The organism is Gordonia spumicola (assembly GCF_009932475.1).
Lineage (GTDB): Bacteria > Actinomycetota > Actinomycetes > Mycobacteriales > Mycobacteriaceae > Gordonia > Gordonia spumicola.
Map to the genome: position 1 here is coordinate 93,623 of NZ_BJOV01000001.1, position 18,119 is coordinate 111,741.

Sequence of the window (18,119 nt, forward strand, 5' to 3'; positions counted from 1 at the left end):
ATCCGCCCACCCCCGACCCCGGAGGTCCCGCACGTGTCCGACTACACCGCTGAACTTCGCACCGCCCTGGAGGCGTCCGGCATCGACTACGTCCGACGCTCCTCGGGCGGCGCGAAGTCCGAGCATCTCGTCGTCGAACTGCCGGGTGAGCGCAAGCTGAAGACGACCGTCCTGCTGACGGCCGCGGTCAACGGCGTGCGCGTCGAGGCCTTCGTGTGCCGCAGGCCCGACGAGGAGTTCGAGGCCGTCTACCGCTACCTCCTCAAGCGCAACCGCAGGCTCTACGGGGTCGCGTACACACTCGACAACGCGGGCGACATCTACCTGATCGGACGGATATCCGCCGACTCCGTCACGCAGGACGAGGTCGACCGTGTCCTCGGCCAGGTCCTCGAGGCCGCGGACGGCGACTTCAACCAGATCCTCGAGATCGGATTCCTCACGTCGATCAAACGCGAATGGGCCTGGCGGACGGCCCGAGGCGAGCCGATGAAGAACCTCGACGCGTTCGCGCACCTCATCGACCCGGACGATCTCCCCGAGATCGCGCCGCTCGACGACGACGCCCGCCCGCCGAGCTGAGCCGACGGTGTAGGCGCACCTAACACTGACAATGAATGTTGGTATGGTTTCGGTGACTCGTCCCACTCTGAAGGGTTGTCCATGACCATCGTTTCACCGTTCCCGAACGTCGAGATCCCCGAGACGGGCGTCTACGACTTCCTGTTCGGCGACCTCTCCGACGCCGACCGCGACCGAGTCGCGCTCATCGAGCCGAAGTCGGGCTCCACCACGACGTACGGACAGTTGGTCGCGCAGATCGACGCCGCGGCCGGCGCGCTCGCCGCGCGTGGCATCGGGGTCGGCGACGTCGTCGCGATCCTGTCGCCGAACATCCCCGCGTTCGCCACGGTCTTCCACGGCATCCTGCGTGCCGGGGCCACCGCGACCACGCTGAACGCGCTGTTCACCGCCAACGAGATCCGCAAGCAGCTCGTCGACTCGAAGGCGCGGACGATCATCACCATCTCGCTGATGGCGCCGCAGGCCCTCGAAGCCGCCCGCGAGGTGGGCTTCGCCGACGAGGACGTCGTCATCCTCGACGGCGAGGGTCTGGCCGCGAGCGGGCACCCGAACGCCGCAGACCTGCTCGGCGCGGGCCTGCGGGCTCCGGAGGTGACGTTCGACCCGGCCACCCACATCGCCGCGCTGCCCTACAGCTCCGGCACCACCGGCAACCCCAAGGGCGTCAAGCTCAGTCACCTGAACCTGGTGTCGAACGTCGCCCAGATCAAGCCTCTTCAGGGCATGAAGGAGGACGACGTGATCATCGCCGTCCTCCCGTTCTTCCACATCTACGGCATGACGGTGCTGCTCAACGCGGCGTTGCGCGCCCGCGCGTCGCTCGTCGTCATGCCGAGGTTCGACCTCGTCGAATTCCTGGCGAACATCCAAGAACGCAAGGTCACGTACGCGTTCATCGCGCCGCCGATCGCTGTCGCCCTCGCGAAGCATCCGATCATCGACCAGTACGACCTGTCGTCGCTGCACACGATGGTCTCGGGCGCCGCACCGCTCGACCAGGAGCTCGGCGACGCCGTCGCGGAACGACTCGACCTGCGCATGCTGCAGGGCTTCGGCATGAGCGAGCTGTCGCCGGTCAGTCACCTCATCCCGTTCGACGGCGGCGTCGGGACCGTCGGCGTCGACGCCCCGATCGCCTCGGTCGGCTGGGCCGTGCCGAACTCGGAGAACCGGATCGTCGACCCGGAGTCGGGCGCGGACGTCCCGCAGCCGACCGAGGGGGTCTCGGCGCCCGGTGAGCTCTGGGTCCGCGGGCCCAACGTGATGGTCGGCTACCTCAACAACGACGCGGCGACCGCCGAGACGATCGTCGACGGCGGTTGGTTGCGGACCGGCGACATGGCGACCGTCGACGCGTCGGGATGCATCACGATCGTCGACCGCCTCAAGGAGCTCATCAAGTACAAGGGCTACCAGGTCCCGCCCGCCGAGCTCGAAGCCCTGCTCTTGACGCACCCGGACATCGCCGATGTCGCCGTCATCGGCGTCAACGACGCCGACGGCGAGGAGATCCCGAAGGCGTTCGTCGTCGCGCAGGCCGGATCCCAGCTCTCCGAGGACGACGTCATCGCGTTCACCGCCGAGCGCGTCGCCCCGTACAAGAAGGTCCGCGCCGTCGAGTTCATCGAGACCGTCCCGAAGTCGGCGTCGGGCAAGATCCTGCGCAAGGACCTGCGCAAGTAGTCCCGCCCACCCCGCTCCCATCCGTTCCTTGAGCGAGCGAAGCGAGTCGAAAGGTCTTCCACTCCGTAGACGCTTCGACTCGCTTCGCTCGCTCAACGATCGGGGGACGGGTGCGTGTGGTTCAACGATCGGGGCGGGTGAGCTCAGCGTTCGGGTGGGGAGTCGGGGGCGTGTGAGAAACTGGCTTCCATGAGCAACGGCACCCTGATCCTTATGCGTCACGGCGAGAGCGAATGGAATGCGTCCAACCAGTTCACCGGCTGGGTCGACGTCGCACTGACCGACAAGGGCCGCGCCGAAGCGGTCCGTGCGGGCGAGCTCCTCGTCGAACACGACCTGCTGCCCGACGTGCTGTACACGTCGCTGCTGCGTCGCGCGATCGTCACCGCGCAGCTCGCGCTCGACGCCGCCGACCGCCATTGGATCCCGGTGGTCCGCGACTGGCGTCTCAATGAGCGTCACTACGGCGCGCTTCAGGGCCTGAACAAGGCCGAGACCAAGGCGAAGTACGGCGACGAGCAGTTCATGCTGTGGCGCCGCAGCTACGACACCCCGCCGCCCGCCATCGAGGCCGACGCCGAGTACAGCCAGGTGGGTGATCCGCGGTACGACGGCATCGACGTCCCGCTGACCGAATGCCTCCTCGACGTGGTCAAGCGGTTCATCCCGTACTACACCGAGACCATCGAGGCCGACCTCCGTGCGGGCAAGACCGTCCTGGTCGCGGCCCACGGCAACTCGCTTCGGGCGCTCGTCAAGCACCTCGACGGCATCTCCGACGAGGACATCGCGGGCCTGAACATCCCGACCGGCAACCCGCTGCGCTACGACCTCGACGACGACCTCCGCCCGGTCACGCCGGGCGGCGTCTACCTCGATCCCGAGGCGGCGGCGGCGGGAGCCGCGGCCGTCGCGGCCCAGGGCGAGGCCAAGTAGTTCGAACAACCGATTCGTCGGTTTCGTCAGTCGCCGGAGAACGCGTCACCGCGGGGGAGAACCTGCAGGTGGCGCGTTCTTCGCATGTCGTGATGTCCTTCGTTCGGGCGACGTCGGACATTCCGTGCACGCCGGTGTGGCCTGGGCTACATTGGAGGCATGGCTGACGGGACGATTTCGGTGAAGCATCTGGCCGAGCGTGAGCGCTACCGCGCTGACATCACGGGCGACGACGGTGAGCAGTTGGAGGTCGGCTACGTCGACTACACGCAGGACGGCGACCGCGTGGCCCTCACGCACACCGTCGTCTACGAGCGGTTCGGCGGACGTGGATTCGCCGCGGACCTGGTGAAGTACGTCCTCGACGACGTGCGCACTAACAATCAGACCGTCGTCCCCGTCTGCTCGTACGTCGTCAAGTACCTCGAGAAGCATCCCGAGTACTCGGATCTCGTCGCATCCTGACCCGCCCCGAACACTGTCGGTTCACCTGGCGTCAACCCATGTGGACCGACAGTGAATGCTGTGCGAAGAGTGTCTTCCCGGGCTGCGAACACCAGACGATGGCACGTAGGATTCGGGTGTGTCCGAGACCAGCGGTGACCGCTTGATCAATGGTGCCGCAGCCGCCCGTTTCGGCCCGCCGCACGTCGACGCCTCGTATCTGCAGTCCGTCCGGCCCGACGATGTGTCGCGCGCCGACCTGCTGACCCTCATGGTGGCGCGGGCCGAGTCGGGGATCGTCGTCGTCGACGAGTTCCACAACGTCATCGTCTACAACGATCGGGCCGCCGAACTTGGCATGGTCAGGGACGTGCTCGCCGACGGCGTCGCCGAGGCGATCTCGGAAGTGTTCACGACCGGCGTCGACAGGCACTTCGACTTCTCTCCGCCGCAGTCGACGCTCGGATTCGTCTCGACGGGCCGCACCGTCCACCGCCCGGTCGAGACCGTGCGCTGCACGGCGAGCCTCGCGGCGGTCACCGGCGTCCAGTACGTGCTCGTCTACGGCGACGACGACTCCACCAATCAGCGCGTCGAGGCCACCCGCCGAGACTTCGCCGCCAACGTCTCGCACGAGCTGAAGACGCCGCTCGGCGCGATCAGCCTGATGGCGGAGGCGATGCTGGAGTCGCGTGACGACCCCGCGGCCGTGGAGCATTTCGGTCGCCGTGTCCTCAAGGAGGCCACGCGGATGGGGTCTCTCGTCAACGAGCTGATTGGATTGTCGCGTCTGCAGGACGGAGCCATCGCCGACTTCGTGCCCGTCGACGTCGACGCTCTCGTCGACGACGCCGTCGCGGCCGCCGGGGTGTCCGCGGAGATCGCCGAGATCGAACTCGTCGTCGACGAGCCGACGCACTTCGGCGTCCAAGGCGACCGCACGCTGCTGTTGACCGCGTTGAACAACCTGCTGGTGAACGCGATCAACCATTCGCCGACCGGCGAAGTGGTGTCCGTCAGCCGCAAGAAGGTCGTCATCGACGACGTCGACATGGTCGCCATCGCCGTCACCGACCGAGGCATCGGCATCGCGCCCGCCGATCAGCAGCGCGTGTTCGAGCGTTTCTACCGCGTCGACAAGGCGCGGTCGCGTGCGACCGGCGGCACCGGACTCGGTCTCGCCATCGTCAAGCACGTGGCGGCCAGCCACGGCGGCCACATCGGGTTGTGGAGCAAGCCGGGAACCGGTTCCACGTTCAGCCTGTACATTCCCATCGACCCGGAACCAGAAGAGGAACTCCCGCTTTGACGCACGTACTGATCGTCGAGGATGAAGAATCGCTGGCCGATCCGCTGGCCTTCCTGCTCCGCAAAGAGGGCTTCGAAGCGAGCATCGTGAACGACGGGACGCAGGCGCTGCCCGCGTTCGAGCGGATCAACCCCGACATCGTCCTTCTCGACCTGATGCTCCCCGGCGTGTCCGGCACGGAGATCTGCAAGTCGATCCGCGCCAAGTCGACGACGCCGGTGATCATGGTGACCGCCCGCGACAGCGAGATCGACAAGGTCGTCGGCCTAGAACTCGGCGCCGACGACTACGTCACCAAGCCGTACTCCGCGCGCGAACTCATCGCCCGCATCCGCGCCGTCCTGCGCCGCGGGGGAGTGGTCGCCGACGACGAGGACGCCGCCATCGGCGTCATCGAGGTCGGGCCGGTCCGCATGGACGTCCAGCGCCACACCGTCAGCGTCGGCGGCTCCGATGTGACCCTGCCGCTCAAGGAGTTCGATCTCCTCGAATACCTGCTGCGCAACTCCGGTCGCGTCCTGACTCGGAGCCAGCTGATCGACCGCGTGTGGGGCGCCGACTACGTCGGCGACACCAAGACGCTCGACGTGCACGTCAAGCGCCTGCGCTCCAAGGTGGAACCGGACTCGTCCCAGCCCCGCCACCTCATCACCGTCCGCGGCCTCGGCTACAAGTTCGAGCCGTGATCTGATCGACCCTTCGACCCGCCGTCCTACATCTGTTCGTACTTGAGGTCGGTGTCGCGGCGGGAGGTGGCGGCGGCGGTCGCCGGGTGGACGGCGAGCAGGCCGAGACCGTTGCGCCGACGGCAGACGTCGGCGATGACCTCGTAGGCGGGTTCGCCGACGAGTTCGACGAGCTCGGGCCGGTACGACTCGAAGACCTGGGTGGCTCCGATGTGGGCGTCCGGCGAACCCGAGCAGTACCAGTCCAGGTCGTGGCCGCCTTCGCCCCAGCCGCGGCGGTCGAACTCGGTGAGCGTCGTCTTCAGGATCTCCGAGCCGTCGGGGCGCGTCACCCAGTCCTGCTCGCGCCGCATCGGCAGTTGCCAGCAGACGTCCGGCTTCACGGTGAGCGGCTCGATGCCCTTCCGGAGCGCCATGCCGTGCAGCGAACATCCCTGGCCCGCGGGGAATCCGGGCCTGTTCAAGAAGATGCACGCGCCGTCGTGCAGGCGGGTCTTCAGGGCCGGCTCGCCTTCCAGGTCCTCGTTCTCCTCGAGGTAGCCGCCGGGACCGAGCGGATCGTCGGCGGACCCTTCGGCGTGGAACTCCCAGTCGTCGGCGGTCAGCATAGCCGCGCCCGCGGCGAGTCGTTCGCGATCGTCGTCGTCGGTCAGATACGCCCCGTGCGTGCAGCATCCGTCGGAGGCACGGTCGGCGATGATCCCTTGGCACGCAGGCGTCCCGAAGACGCACGTCCACCGGGACAACATCCAGGTCAGGTCCACGCTGATCAGATGTTCGGGGTCGGCGGGGTCGAAGAACTCGTACCATTCGCGCGGGAAGTCGAGGGCTGCTTCGGGGGCGGGAGCCTGCCTGCGCGGATCAGCGGACACGATGGCCTTCCTGTTGAGAGTGAATGTCAACGGTAGCTGCTGAGTGCCGGGTCGCGCGGACCGCGGCGGCCGAGTACGTTTGATCGGTGCGACTTGGAGTGCTCGACGTTGGCAGCAATACGGTGCATCTGCTCGTGGTCGACGCTCACCGGGGTGGTCATCCGAACCCGATGAGCTCGACGAAGGCGGTCCTGCGGCTCGCCGAGGAGATCGACGAGAACGGGCGCATGCGAGACTCCGGTGCCAGGGCGCTCGTCTCCACGACCGAGGAGTTCACCCGCATCGCCCGGTCGTCCGGTTGCGAACAGGTGATGGCCTTCGCGACGTCCGCGGTCCGCGACGCGACCAACTGCGACCAGGTGCTCCGCAAGGTCAAGGAGGCCTCGGGCCTGGACATCCAGGTCCTCGAAGGCGTCGACGAGTCGCGCCTCACGTCCCTCGCGGTCCGCCGCTGGTACGGCTGGAGCGCGGGCCGGATCCTGGCGTTCGACATCGGCGGCGGCAGCCTCGAGATGTCGAACGGCGTCGACGAGGAACCCGACGTCGCGCTGTCGTTGCCGCTCGGAGCGGGGCGACTCACCCGCGAATGGCTGCAGGGCGACCCGCCGAGCCGTCGCCGCGTGGCCGTGCTGCGCGACTGGCTCGACGCCGAACTCAAGGAACCGGCGAAGGAACTGCGCGCGGTCGGCAAGGCAGACCTCGCGGTCGGCTCGTCCAAGACCTTCCGCTCGCTGGCCCGACTGACCGGAGCCGCGCCGTCCGGTGCGGGGCCGCGCGTCAAACGGACCCTCACGGTCAGCGGCCTGCGCCAGCTCACCGCGTTCATCTCCCGCATGACGACGGCCGACCGCGCCGAACTCGAAGGCGTCAGCGCCGACCGCGCGCCGCAGATCGTCGCGGGTGCTCTCGTGGCGGAGGCGGCGATGCGTGCGCTCGGAGTCGATACACTGGACATCTGTCCGTGGGCTTTGCGAGAAGGCGTGATCCTGCGTCGCCTCGATTCCGAGCCCGCGGGCGCCATGACCACTAACTGACGCACGAAGGGACACCGGAGTCGTATGGCGGACGAGACCGAGCCGGAGTCGAAGCCGATCACAGTGTCGGAACTGATCGCACGGTCCGGCGGTGACGACGCGTTCCCCCGCTCGGAGTCGGTGTCGGTCCGGCGTGCCGGAACGACGGCGTCGTCGACGACCGCGTCGGGCATGCCGTCGTACACGGCCCCGAGCCCCGCACCCGACGCCCCCCGAGCCGTCGGGGCGAGCGGCATGCCGGGCTTCACACCGCCGGTTCGGTCGGATGTCGAGTCGACCGGCGTGATCCCGGCGTTCTCCGACGACGACACCGGCTCGCTGCGCAAGGTCGAAGCCGACGACATGTTCGACTACGATCTGCCGCCCGCGGTGATCCACCAGTCGACGTACGACTCGACCGACGCGTTGACCGTCGCCGCCCCTGTCGACCCGGAACCGGCGTCGTCGTTCGACGACACCACGTCGATCCCGCTGGTCGACGATACCGATACCGATGTCGACGCGGGCGAGCACATCCTCGCCGACGACACTCGGGGCGACGACGTTCGGGCCGACGAGACCGTCGCCCACGAGCTCCTCTCCGAAGGCTCCGACGACAAGGCCGCGGCCAAGGCGGCCAAGGCCAAGGCCGATCGGAAGGCGGCCAAGGCCGAGGCGAAAGCGGCGAAGGCCGCCGAGGACGACGACGCGGAACCGTCGGCCGCGCTCGGGTGGGCCGCGTTCGTCGGCGAGATCGTCGTCGGACTCGGCGTCGGCGCGGGCCTGTTCTGGGGTTTCACCGAACTGTGGAAGCGGTACGTCTACCTGGCGCTCGTCCTGGCGATCGTGGTGATCTTCGCGGTCGTGACGTTCGCGCACATCCTGCGTAAACGCGATCTCGCGACGACGCTCCTCGCGCTCGCCGTCGGCATGCTCGTGACGATCGGCCCGCTCGTCTTCCTCGCGGCCCAGCCCTAGAGCGCCCGGTGTCGCAGCTGCGCATCCCGATCCCGATCGGACTGTCCACCGCCTCGGTGTATCCGCAGAACACCGAGGCCGCTTTCGCCTACGCGAACGAACTCGGCTACGACGGCGTCGAGCTGATGGTGTGGGGCGAGGCCGTCAGCCAGGACATCCCACAGGTCGCCCGACTGTCGCAGCGGTATCAGGTGCCGGTCCTGTCGGTGCACGCGCCGTGCCTGCTCATCTCGCAGCGCGTCTGGGGCCGTGACCCCAAGGCGAAGCTCGCCAAGTCGGTTCGGGCGGCCGAGACGCTCGGCGCGTCGACGGTCGTCGTCCACCCGCCGTTCCGGTGGCAGCGCGAATACGTCGCCGCGTTCGACGACCTCGTCGCCCAGCTGGAGGCCGAGTCGGACGTCTCGGTGGCCGTGGAGAACATGTTCCCGATGCGGGCGGACCGATTGTTCGGCGGCGGGTCCAGGCCTGCCGAGCGGATGGCGCAGCGCGGCGGCGGACCGGGCCTGAGCGCGTCGGCGTTCGGGAAGCCGATCGACCCGACGGCGATCGGCTACGACAATTACACGCTCGACCTGTCGCACGTCGCCACGGCGGGCGACGACGCGCTCGCGATGGCCGACCGCATGGGTCGCGGGCTCAAGCATCTGCACCTGACGGACGGGACCGGAGCCGCGCACGACGAGCACCTGATCCCCGGTGAGGGGACACAGCCGTGCATCGAGGTGTGCAGGCGACTCGCCGACAGCGACTTCGACGGGTCCGTGGTCCTCGAGGTCCACACGACGTCGGCGCGCACCAAGGTCGACCGGGCCGCGATGCTGGCGCGCTCGCTGGAATTCGCTCGCACTCACCTCAGCCGGGAACTCTAGGAGACCTATGACGAAGCTCGCCGACCTCCTGCACCTCGAGACCCTGTCTCGTGGCGGCGACGGCGCGTCGATCACGTACGCCACCGTCATCGACGAGACCTTCACTATCGGACCGAAGGTCCACGGCGGCAGCCTGCAGATGGTCATCACGCGCGCGGCGCGCGCCGCGCTGATCGACCTGGCCGAGCTCGACGCCGACCCGGCGCTGATCGACGGCGTCACCGCGATCGCCGTGGCGAGCGACTATCTCGCGGCGCCGGACCCGGCGGCGATCGTCGTCGAGGTGTCGATCGTCAAGCGCGGCCGGACGGTGTCCCTCGCGCGGGTCGAGGTGACCCAGAACGATCGACGGATGGTCACGTCGACGGTCACTCTCGGCAGGCTCGACGAGGGCGCCGCCGCCTACCGCGCCGACGGCCTGCTCGCCGACATGCCTGTCGAACCAGCGGTCGACGGGCTCAGCGTCGGCGACAGCCCGGTCGGTGAAGTGATGCACCTGGGGGCCGCCGCCGACTTCGTCCTCGACGCGGGCACGTTCGCCGTCGCCCGCGGGGAGACGGGGCCGCCGGTGATCCGCGGATGGTGCAGGCCCAAGGACGACGACGACCAGCCGGACGACATCGGCCTGGACTTCCCGGTCCTGGTCTGCGACATCTCGCCGCCCGTCGTCATGAATCTCGGCATGTTCGGCTGGGCCCCGACGGTCCAGCTGACGACCTACGTCCGTCGCCTCCCGGCGCCGGGCTGGCTGCGGTACGAGGCGTCGACCGTCGAGGTGGGGCGGGGCATGTTCGCCGAGGATCACCTCGTGGTGGACTCGACGGGCGCCGTCGTCGCGCAGTCCCGGCAGCTGGCATTGATCCCGGCGCGGCGTTGACGCGACCGCCCGGACCACACGAACGAACAGAAGGAACAGTGAACTGACATGAGCGAGCGGGTAGCGATCATCGGCGGCGGCAAGATCGGCGAGGCCCTCCTCGCCGGTCTGATCAACGCCGGGAAGCCGGTGAAGGACCTCGTGGTGGTGGAACGGTCGAGCGCCCGGTCGGCCGAACTCATCGAGGACTACGGCGTGCGCGTCACGTCCGACATCGCCGACGCCGCAAGCGGTGTGCAGGTCGTGTTCATCGCGGTGAAGCCGGACGCGGTCGACGCGGTGCTGCCGCTCCTGGCGAAGGCCGACGACAGCAGCGAGGACGAGCGGATCACGATCACCCTGGTCGCGGGCATCCCGACGGACCGCTACGAGGCGTCGCTGCCCGCGGGATCGCCGGTCATCCGGGTGATGCCGAACACGCCGATGCTCGTCAACGAGGCCATGTGCGCCGTCAGCCCCGGACGGTACGCCAACGACGCGCAGGTGGACGTCGCGGTCCGACTCCTCGAGTCGGTCGGCAAGGTGATGGTCGTCCCGGAGCGTTCGCTCGACGCGGTCACCGCGATCTCGGGTTCGGGTCCCGCCTACTTCTTCCTGATGGTCGAGGCGATGATCGACGCGGGCGTCGCGCTCGGGCTCACTCGGCAGCAGTCTGCTGAGCTCGCGGTCCAGACCGTGAAGGGCTCGGGTGTGCTGCTCGCCGAATCGGGTCTGACGGCCGTCGACCTGCGCGCCGCCGTCACCTCGCCGGGCGGCACGACCGCGGCTGCCCTGCGGGAATTCGAGAAGCACGGCCTCCGGCACGCGGTGAACGAGGCGACCGCGGCGTGCGCGAAGACCAGTGCGCAGATGGCACGTCGACCAGAGATTGAGGGTTGATAGAGACCCTCGAGGGCCTTCCGTGCCGCGTCGTGTTCTCGGCGTCAGGGCCTCTGCCAGCGAAGATGTCGTCGAACACTCGGTGAAAACGGATGAGACGCCGATCATTCTTTCTCTCACGTCGCACTATTCACACCCGCCACGCTAAGGTACAACCAGCACGTACGTGTCTGATGTCCGCCGGAGGGGAAGCCGGTGGCCGCGATGCGTGCACCGGAGGTAATGAATACATGGCTGCAGAAAAGCCGGGTGAACGGAACGAAATCGCCGACCGCAGTGTCGCCAACGCGGCGTCCGCGTCGCAGTTCCTGACCGTCGCAGAAGTCGCATCGCTGATGCGTGTGTCGAAGATGACCGTGTACCGCCTGGTGCACAACGGCGAACTGCCCGCCGTTCGCGTGGGACGTTCGTTCCGCGTGCACGCCAAGGCAGTCCACGAGTACCTCGAGACCTCGTACTTCGACGCCGGATAGAGACCGACGCATACACGCACACCGCCCGCCGCGCCACGCACGGCGGGCGGTGCGCGTTCTGCCGGGTCTCATCGATGCCACCGTCTTGCCGGGCAGTGCCGCATCGGCCCGCCGACCGCCCGATTTCGCCTCATGTTCATGCGGGCGGTAGGATTGGCGATCAGGTCGCTGTCGCCCCTGGGTTCATTCGAGCTTGAAGAGTCGGCGACGGCCCCGACAACAATGCCGGCCCCCGTGGCCGGAGGACACCACCATCGATCGTGAGGGAGAGCCCCATGGGTTCCGTTATCAAGAAGCGCCGCAAGCGCATGTCGAAGAAGAAGCACCGCAAGCTGCTCCGCCGCACTCGCGTGCAGCGTCGTAAACTCGGCAAGTGATCGATGGACCCGCCCCCACCAGGGCGGGTTCTTTCGTTTCGGCACTATTCTGTAGGCCATGAGCGACGACACCCAGCAGCACGCACCGCGTTCGGTGCTCGTGACCGGAGCATCGACGTTCCTCGGCGGCTACCTCGTCGCCCGCCTCGCGGCCAACCCGGCGATCGAGCGGGTGGTCGCCGTCGACTCCCGCGTCCCCCGCAAGGATCTGATGCGTCGCATGGGACGCGCGGAGTTCCTGCGTTTGGACATCCGTCGTCCCGCCATCGCGAAGGCCATCGCCACCTACGACGTCGACACCGTCGTCCACGCGGCTCCGTCGATCATGGACGACGTCGAGCACTCCGCCGCGATCAAGGAACTCAACGTCGTCGGCTCCATGCAGGTGTGTGCGGCCTGCCAGCGCAGTCCCTCCGTGAAGCGGCTCATCCTGCGGTCGAGCGCGATGGTGTACGGAGCCACCGCGAAGGACCCGGCGTCGTTCACCGAAGGCACACGTGCCCGCCGCGAGCCGCGCAACGGGTACGGGCGCGACCTCATCGACGTCGAGGGCTACGTCCGCGGGCTGTCGCGCCGCCGTCAGGACATCGACGTGACGATCCTCCGCTACCAGTCGATGCTCGGACCGCGGGTCAAGACCCGCATGGGCGGCTACCTGTCGATGCCGTTGGTGCCGACGGCGTTCGGTTTCTCGCCGCGCCTGCAGTTCCTCCACGAGGAGGACGCCCTCGCGGCGATGGAACACGCGACCCTGCGTCCCCGGCCCGGCACGTTCAACGTGTCCGGCGACGGCGTCGTGACGCTCGCCCAGGCCGTCCACCGAGCCGGACACGTGCAGCTCCCGGTGGCCCCGAGCCTCATCCCGCCGCTCATCGGCGTACTGCAGGACGGCGGCGTCCCCATGATCCGTTCCGAACACACCGCGTACCTCACGTACGGCCGTGTCTTGGACAACACGCGCATGCGCAGCGAGTTCGGGTTCGAACCGAAGTACACGACCCTCGAGACGCTGGACGACTTCATCACCCGCGGCAAGACCGAACCGGTGCTGTCGGCGAACACGTGGCGAGACTTCGAAGCCCGCGCTGTGGCGACCGCCACGGCACTGCAATGACGGGTGTCCGCGCCCGTAGTATGTGAGCGAGACATTCGGTGAAATCCGGCGGACGACCGCCGACGATGCGAGAGGGGAGTTCCATGGCAGCGGCGCATAAGCCCAACGATTCACGCACCGCCAAGGTGATCGCTCTCTACACCGATCCCCGCATGGGCGGACGCGCTCCGTCCGGCCACCCGAACACCGACGGGTTCGGACGGCCCGCGGCTCCGGTGACACCCATCCACGACGGCATCGACCTGCACGACGAACCGTCGCCGATCACGCCGGTGCGGAACTCGCCGCTGTTCAGCCTCGGCGGACTGCGCGGCGCGGTCGCCGACACGTTGATCGCGACGTCCGGCTTCATCCGGGAGCGGATGACGGGCGACTTCGCCGTCGACGACTTCGGCTTCGATCCGCACTTCGCCGAGTCGGTGTGGTTCCCGGCGCTGCGGCAGGTGTACCAGAAGTGGTTCCGCGTCGAGGTGACCGGAGTCGAGAACCTGCCGGCCAGCGGCGGCGCGCTGCTCGTCGCCAACCACGCCGGAGCCATCCCCGTCGACGCCCTGATCACGTCGCTCGCCGTCCGGGACAATCACCCGAACGAGCGGTACCTGAGGGTGCTCGCCGCCGACATGGCGTTCGAGACGCCCGTCATCAGCGACCTCGCCCGCCGCATCGGGGCCACCCTCGCCTGCAACGCCGACGCCGAGGCTCTCCTGCGTCGCGGCGAACTGACAGCGGTGTGGCCCGAGGGCTTCAAGGGCATCGGCAAGCTGTACAAGGACCGGTACAAACTGCAGCGCTTCGGCCGCGGCGGGTTCGTCACCACGGCGATCCGGACCAGGGCTCCGATCGTCCCCGTGTCGATCGTCGGGTCGGAGGAGATCTATCCGATGGTCGCCGACCTCAAGCCGTTCGCGCGCGCGCTCGGGCTCCCGTACTTCCCGGTGACGCCGCTGTTCCCGTGGCTCGGGCCGCTCGGCATGGTCCCGCTGCCGTCCAAGTGGCACATCCACTTCGGCAAGCCGATCGCCACCGACGGCTACGACGAACAGGCCGCCGACGACCCGCTCGTGGTCTTCGACCTGACCGATCACGTCCGTGAAGAGATCCAGCAGACCCTCTTCCGCATGCTCTCCCGCCGCGGCAGCGTCTATCTCGGCTGAGATACGCAGGCACGGTGGGCTTTCCGCCATTTGTGACGAACATGTCGTTACAAATGGCGGAAAGCCATCACGTTGTGGCTACCTGCGGCGGAGGAGGCGGGCGGCCCCGGCGACCGATGCCCCGGCGACGCCGAGGACGACGGCCGAACGCATGCCGTACTTCGCGGCCTTGCGGGCGGTGCGGAAGTCGTACGCCTCCCAGCCGCGGACGCGCGCGATCTCCTTGAGGTCGGTGTCCGGGTTGATCGCGACGGCCGTGCCGACCAGTGACAGCATCGGCACGTCGTTGTGCGAATCCGAGTACGCCGTGCACCGTTTGAGGTCGAGCCCCTCGCGGACGGCGATCGTGCGGACCGCGTGTGCCTTGCCCTGGCCGTGGAGGATGTCGCCGACGAGCCTGCCGGTGAATCGACCGTCGACGCTCTCCGCGACCGTGCCGAGGGCGCCCGTCAGGCCGAGGCGCTTGGCGATCGTCTGCGCCAGTTCGACCGGCGTGGCCGTCACCAGCCACACCTGCTGACCCGCGTCGAGATGACGCTGGGCGAGGGCCGCCGTGCCGGGCCAGATCTTGTCGGCGATGAATTCGTCGTAGATGTCCTCGCCCAGTTCCACGAGTTCGGCCGTCTCGCGTCCCGCGATGAACGACAGCGCCTTGTCCTTGCCCTGTGCGACGTCGGCCGCGTTCTCCTTGCCGGTCACCCGGAACTTCGCCTGCTGCCACGCGAAGCTCGCGATGTCGCCGTACGAGAAGTACTTGCGCGATGCGAGACCGCGCGCGAACAGCACGATCGACGCGCCGTGGACGAGCGTGTTGTCGACGTCGAAGAACGCGGCTGCGGTCAGGTCGGCTCCCGGCACGTCGTCGACGGGGACACGCTTGCCGAGGGATTCGATCGCGGCGCGTGCCGACGCCTCGCCCGCGAGGGTCTGGCGGAGCTCTTCGGCCGTCTGCAGGAACCGTCCGGCGCGACGGTTGAGCCACGCGCTCATGCGGTGGAACTCGTCGTCCTCGGTCGGGCCGTCCCAGTCGGCGTCGTCCGGCAGTCGAGCGCCGTCACGATCGTGAGGGACGTCGTCGCCGTCCACGTCCACCGTGTGATCGACATCGAACTGCTCGGTCTCGAGTTCGCGCGCCTCGTTCAGATCGGAGTCGGCGAGGGCGGCGTCCTCAGGGGTGTGCTCATGATCAGGTTCCATCGAATCGCGGCTCATGCGGCCACCTCCCGTTCGTCACGAGTACCGCTCCTGCGGATTGCTGCCAAGCCTATCGCGGGCCGGCGACTCGTTCGATGTGGCGTCGGCCGCTCGGTGTGCCCGACTTGAATCGTTCGGTGGATCGACGAGCGAAGTCGGATTCGATATCTTCGTCGATCGTGACCGAACCCACTGCACCGACACTCGCACCGAGCCCGACGGCACGTCCGGCCCGTCCCCGATCGTTCGTCGGCTTCATCGGCTCGACGATCTTCGTCAGCCGATGGCTGCAGGCGCCCCTCTATCTGGGGCTGATCGTCGCGCAAGCCGTCTACGTCGTGGTGTTCTGGAAGGAACTGGTCCACCTCGTCAAGGACTTCAATCACTTCACCGAGGCCGATGTGATGCTCTTGGTGCTCGGTCTCGTCGACGTGGTGATGATCGCGAACCTGCTGATCATGGTGATCATCGGCGGATACGAGACGTTCGTGTCCCGGATCAGCATGGACGATCACCGGGACAAGCCGGAGTGGCTCTCGCACGTGAACCCGAACGTGTTGAAGGTCAAACTGGCGATGTCGATCATCGGCATCTCGTCGATCCACCTGCTCAAGTCGTTCATCAATGCCGCCAACATCCCCGCCGAACAGCTCAAGTGGCAGACGATCATCCACATGGCGTTCATCGCGTCGGCGATCGGCCTCGCGTACGTGGACTGGATCTCGGCGAAGGCCGCCGTGCTGCATCGGGAGGCCGAACACTGACCGGTGGCAGACTTGACGGCATGGACGTCACCGTCGAACTCATGGCCCGTGCGGGATGCCACGCGTGTGCCTCCGCGGAAGAAGACCTGCGCCGGATCCTCGCCGACTACGGGCTCACCCCGCGGGTCGTCGACGTCGACGCGGCCGCGGAGGCGGGCGACCCGACGCTCCGCGCCGAGTACGGCGACCGGGTGCCGGTCATCGTCGTCGACGGAGACGAACACGGATACTGGGAGGTCGACGAGCCGCGACTGCGGTCCGACTTGGACGCCGCGCGTTAACCCGGTGTCCACCGGATGTCTGACATCCCACATCGTTCCGGGCGGAAGTGCATTCGTGCCGACGAGTGATCTAGCCTGGAACCACACGTGCCCATCGGATCGGCATCACACGGGTGCCGGGTCACCGGTTGGCTGGAAACGGGCGATGCAGTGAGTGTCTTGTTGTTCGGGGTGTCCCATCGGAGTGCTCCGGTGTCCGTTCTGGAACGACTCACCGTCTCCGAGACCGAACGCCCCAAGCTCGTGGAGGCGCTCGTCCGCTCACCCGCGGTCTCCGAGGCGATGCTCGTCTCGACCTGTAACCGCGTCGAGGTGTACGCGGTCGTCGAGGCGTTCCACCCGGCGCTGGAAGCGGTCGGCGACGTGTTCGGAGCCCACACCGGAATGACGGTCGCCGAGCTGACCGGACACGCCTACGTGCACTACTCCGAGGCCGCCGTCGAGCACCTGTTCACGGTCGCCGCGGGCCTCGACTCGATGGTCGTCGGCGAACAGCAGATCCTCGGCCAGATCCGAACCGCCTACACCGAGGCCGACCAGCACAAATCGGCGGGACGCACCCTGCACGAACTCGCGCAGCAGGCGCTCCGCGTCGGCAAGCGCGTCCACCACGAGACCGACATCGACAGGGCGGGCGCGTCCGTCGTGTCCGTCGCGCTGCATCGCGCGCAGGCCGTCCGGAACGCCGGCGCGGCACAGGCCCCGATCCGACGCGCCGTCGTCTTCGGCGCGGGTGCGATGGGCTCGCTCGCCACGAGCCAGCTCGCGCGCGACGGGGTGCGGGAGATCACCGTCGTCAACCGCACGGCCGAACGCGCGACCGAACTCGCGGCGCTCGTCTCCGAGCGATACGGGATCGTCGCCGACGGCACGTCGATCGACTCCATGGCCGATGCGATGGCCGACGCCGACGTCGTCGTCACCTGTACCGGGTCGGTCAGCTCCGTCGTCGGAGTGGCCGACGTCCACACGGCGCTCACTCGCCGTACCAACCCCGCCCCACTGCTGTTCTGTGATCTCGGCATCCCCCGCGACGTGGATCCCGTCGTCGCCGCGTTGCCCGGCGTCGCCGTCGTCGACATCGAAGGACTCCGGGACGACGAGGAGACGAAGGCCGCGCACGCGGACGCCGTCGCCGCGCGCGGGATCGTCGCGGACGAACTGGCCGGATACCTCGCCGCGCAGCGGCAGGCCGAGGTGACGCCGACCGTCGCGGCACTGCGGCAGCGGGCCGCCGACGTCGTCGAAGCCGAGATCCTGCGCCTGCAGACCCGGCTCCCCGATCTGGACGGCGCCCAGCGCGACGAGGTCGCCAAAGCGGTGCGACGCGTCGCCGACAAACTCCTCCACGCTCCGACGGTGCGGGTGAAGCAACTCGCCTCGAGCGGCCGTGGCGATCACTACGCCGAGGCTCTCCGGGAGCTCTTCGAACTCAAACCAGGTGCGGCCGAATCGGTTTCGGGCGTCGCGAGCAACGGCGACCCCGAGTCCGCATGACCGGCGGAACCGCCCCAGCGGTACCGGCGCACCACCTCTCCTCGAACCGACAGGACGGTCAATCACGTGTCTACATCTGACAACCCCTCGACTGCGCTCGGGGAGCCGGGAACGTCGCTAGGGGAGCCGGGAAC

General features: G+C 68.1%; 20 protein-coding genes. 18 read left to right on the forward strand and 2 right to left on the reverse strand.

Annotated features, from left to right (window positions below; translation table 11 throughout):
• Positions 1 to 33 precede the first annotated feature (33 nt).
• The 6 genes from GYB83_RS00460 (at position 34) to GYB83_RS00485 (ending at position 5,643) form a co-directional block, all read left to right on the forward strand.
• Entirely contained in the window at positions 34 to 582 is a 549-nt protein-coding gene (locus GYB83_RS00460) for a type III secretion system chaperone family protein (protein WP_161893619.1), read from the forward strand.
• 81 nt (positions 583 to 663) lie between these two features.
• On the forward strand, positions 664 to 2,268 hold the full coding sequence (locus tag GYB83_RS00465) for an AMP-binding protein (protein ID WP_161893620.1): 1,605 nt from the start codon (positions 664 to 666) through the stop codon (positions 2,266 to 2,268).
• 189 nt (positions 2,269 to 2,457) lie between these two features.
• Positions 2,458 to 3,204: a phosphoglyceromutase gene (locus tag GYB83_RS00470; protein WP_161893621.1), complete on the forward strand. Its 747-nt coding sequence runs from the start codon at positions 2,458 to 2,460 to the stop codon at positions 3,202 to 3,204.
• Between the two features lie 159 nt (positions 3,205 to 3,363).
• Positions 3,364 to 3,669 carry a GNAT family N-acetyltransferase gene (locus tag GYB83_RS00475; protein WP_161893622.1) on the forward strand — a complete coding sequence of 102 codons (306 nt, stop codon included), beginning with the start codon at positions 3,364 to 3,366 and terminating at the stop codon, positions 3,667 to 3,669.
• A gap of 118 nt (positions 3,670 to 3,787) precedes the next feature.
• Positions 3,788 to 4,957 carry a sensor histidine kinase gene (locus tag GYB83_RS00480; RefSeq protein WP_161893623.1) on the forward strand — a complete coding sequence of 390 codons (1,170 nt, stop codon included), beginning with the start codon at positions 3,788 to 3,790 and terminating at the stop codon, positions 4,955 to 4,957.
• Positions 4,954 to 5,643 carry a winged helix-turn-helix domain-containing protein gene (locus GYB83_RS00485; RefSeq protein ID WP_161893624.1) on the forward strand — a complete coding sequence of 230 codons (690 nt, stop codon included), beginning with the start codon at positions 4,954 to 4,956 and terminating at the stop codon, positions 5,641 to 5,643. The genes GYB83_RS00480 and GYB83_RS00485 overlap by 4 nt, the downstream gene beginning before the upstream one ends.
• Before the next feature lie 26 nt (positions 5,644 to 5,669).
• Here the strand turns inward: GYB83_RS00485 and GYB83_RS00490 are convergent, their stop codons facing one another.
• Positions 5,670 to 6,515 (reverse strand): DUF3109 family protein, encoded by an 846-nt coding sequence (locus GYB83_RS00490; RefSeq protein ID WP_161893625.1) that lies wholly within the window; start codon positions 6,513 to 6,515, stop codon positions 5,670 to 5,672.
• Positions 6,516 to 6,601: 86 nt separating this feature from the next.
• Here GYB83_RS00490 and GYB83_RS00495 point away from each other — a divergent pair, with 86 nt between their 5' ends.
• The 9 genes from GYB83_RS00495 (at position 6,602) to GYB83_RS00535 (ending at position 14,249) form a co-directional block, all read left to right on the forward strand.
• Complete coding sequence (locus GYB83_RS00495) at positions 6,602 to 7,549, forward strand: Ppx/GppA family phosphatase (RefSeq protein ID WP_161893626.1); 948 nt, start codon at positions 6,602 to 6,604, stop codon at positions 7,547 to 7,549.
• A 24-nt stretch (positions 7,550 to 7,573) separates the two neighbouring features.
• Positions 7,574 to 8,506: an Rv0497 family membrane protein gene (locus tag GYB83_RS00500; protein WP_161893627.1), complete on the forward strand. Its 933-nt coding sequence runs from the start codon at positions 7,574 to 7,576 to the stop codon at positions 8,504 to 8,506.
• Between the two features lie 8 nt (positions 8,507 to 8,514).
• Positions 8,515 to 9,375: a sugar phosphate isomerase/epimerase family protein gene (locus GYB83_RS00505; RefSeq protein ID WP_161893628.1), complete on the forward strand. Its 861-nt coding sequence runs from the start codon at positions 8,515 to 8,517 to the stop codon at positions 9,373 to 9,375.
• Between the two features lie 7 nt (positions 9,376 to 9,382).
• Positions 9,383 to 10,252: a thioesterase family protein gene (locus GYB83_RS00510; RefSeq protein ID WP_161893629.1), complete on the forward strand. Its 870-nt coding sequence runs from the start codon at positions 9,383 to 9,385 to the stop codon at positions 10,250 to 10,252.
• 48 nt (positions 10,253 to 10,300) lie between these two features.
• The gene (proC, locus tag GYB83_RS00515; RefSeq protein WP_161893630.1) at positions 10,301 to 11,131 is read left to right on the forward strand and encodes a pyrroline-5-carboxylate reductase; all 831 of its coding nucleotides are present in this window, start codon (positions 10,301 to 10,303) and stop codon (positions 11,129 to 11,131) included.
• A gap of 230 nt (positions 11,132 to 11,361) precedes the next feature.
• Positions 11,362 to 11,604 carry a helix-turn-helix domain-containing protein gene (locus GYB83_RS00520; protein ID WP_161893631.1) on the forward strand — a complete coding sequence of 81 codons (243 nt, stop codon included), beginning with the start codon at positions 11,362 to 11,364 and terminating at the stop codon, positions 11,602 to 11,604.
• A 275-nt stretch (positions 11,605 to 11,879) separates the two neighbouring features.
• Positions 11,880 to 11,981 carry a 30S ribosomal protein bS22 gene (locus tag GYB83_RS00525; protein WP_003402602.1) on the forward strand — a complete coding sequence of 34 codons (102 nt, stop codon included), beginning with the start codon at positions 11,880 to 11,882 and terminating at the stop codon, positions 11,979 to 11,981.
• A gap of 58 nt (positions 11,982 to 12,039) precedes the next feature.
• Positions 12,040 to 13,095 (forward strand): NAD-dependent epimerase/dehydratase family protein, encoded by a 1,056-nt coding sequence (locus tag GYB83_RS00530; RefSeq protein WP_161893632.1) that lies wholly within the window; start codon positions 12,040 to 12,042, stop codon positions 13,093 to 13,095.
• A gap of 83 nt (positions 13,096 to 13,178) precedes the next feature.
• Entirely contained in the window at positions 13,179 to 14,249 is a 1,071-nt protein-coding gene (locus GYB83_RS00535) for a lysophospholipid acyltransferase family protein (RefSeq protein WP_161893633.1), read from the forward strand.
• Positions 14,250 to 14,327: 78 nt separating this feature from the next.
• Here GYB83_RS00535 and GYB83_RS00540 read toward each other — a convergent pair whose 3' ends face one another.
• Positions 14,328 to 15,461, reverse strand: coding sequence for an HAD family hydrolase (locus GYB83_RS00540; RefSeq protein ID WP_161893634.1), 1,134 nt, complete (start codon positions 15,459 to 15,461; stop codon positions 14,328 to 14,330).
• 161 nt (positions 15,462 to 15,622) lie between these two features.
• On the opposite strand from GYB83_RS00540, the gene GYB83_RS00545 reads away from it, so the two are divergent.
• The 3 genes from GYB83_RS00545 to GYB83_RS00555 all read left to right on the forward strand — a co-directional run bounded on the left by GYB83_RS00545 (position 15,623) and on the right by GYB83_RS00555 (position 17,985).
• Complete coding sequence (locus GYB83_RS00545) at positions 15,623 to 16,207, forward strand: TIGR00645 family protein (RefSeq protein ID WP_228461102.1); 585 nt, start codon at positions 15,623 to 15,625, stop codon at positions 16,205 to 16,207.
• A gap of 20 nt (positions 16,208 to 16,227) precedes the next feature.
• On the forward strand, positions 16,228 to 16,488 hold the full coding sequence (locus GYB83_RS00550) for a glutaredoxin family protein (RefSeq protein ID WP_161893636.1): 261 nt from the start codon (positions 16,228 to 16,230) through the stop codon (positions 16,486 to 16,488).
• Between the two features lie 150 nt (positions 16,489 to 16,638).
• On the forward strand, positions 16,639 to 17,985 hold the full coding sequence (locus GYB83_RS00555) for a glutamyl-tRNA reductase (protein ID WP_161893637.1): 1,347 nt from the start codon (positions 16,639 to 16,641) through the stop codon (positions 17,983 to 17,985).
• The last annotated feature ends 134 nt before the right edge of the window (positions 17,986 to 18,119 follow it).

Bases quoted from the DNA above. Each gene is read 5' to 3' on its own strand.
- GYB83_RS00470 (WP_161893621.1), top strand. From the start codon at position 2,458: ATGAGCAACGGCACCCTGATCCTTATGCGTCACGGCGAGAGCGAATGG.
- GYB83_RS00520 (WP_161893631.1), top strand. From the start codon at position 11,362: ATGGCTGCAGAAAAGCCGGGTGAACGGAACGAAATCGCCGACCGCAGT.
- GYB83_RS00475 (WP_161893622.1), top strand. From the start codon at position 3,364: ATGGCTGACGGGACGATTTCGGTGAAGCATCTGGCCGAGCGTGAGCGC.
- GYB83_RS00510 (WP_161893629.1), top strand. From the start codon at position 9,383: ATGACGAAGCTCGCCGACCTCCTGCACCTCGAGACCCTGTCTCGTGGC.
- GYB83_RS00550 (WP_161893636.1), top strand. From the start codon at position 16,228: ATGGACGTCACCGTCGAACTCATGGCCCGTGCGGGATGCCACGCGTGT.
- GYB83_RS00535 (WP_161893633.1), top strand. From the start codon at position 13,179: ATGGCAGCGGCGCATAAGCCCAACGATTCACGCACCGCCAAGGTGATC.
- GYB83_RS00540 (WP_161893634.1), bottom strand. From the start codon at position 15,461: ATGAGCCGCGATTCGATGGAACCTGATCATGAGCACACCCCTGAGGAC.
- GYB83_RS00465 (WP_161893620.1), top strand. From the start codon at position 664: ATGACCATCGTTTCACCGTTCCCGAACGTCGAGATCCCCGAGACGGGC.
- GYB83_RS00525 (WP_003402602.1), top strand. From the start codon at position 11,880: ATGGGTTCCGTTATCAAGAAGCGCCGCAAGCGCATGTCGAAGAAGAAG.
- GYB83_RS00500 (WP_161893627.1), top strand. From the start codon at position 7,574: ATGGCGGACGAGACCGAGCCGGAGTCGAAGCCGATCACAGTGTCGGAA.
- proC (WP_161893630.1), top strand. From the start codon at position 10,301: ATGAGCGAGCGGGTAGCGATCATCGGCGGCGGCAAGATCGGCGAGGCC.
- GYB83_RS00530 (WP_161893632.1), top strand. From the start codon at position 12,040: ATGAGCGACGACACCCAGCAGCACGCACCGCGTTCGGTGCTCGTGACC.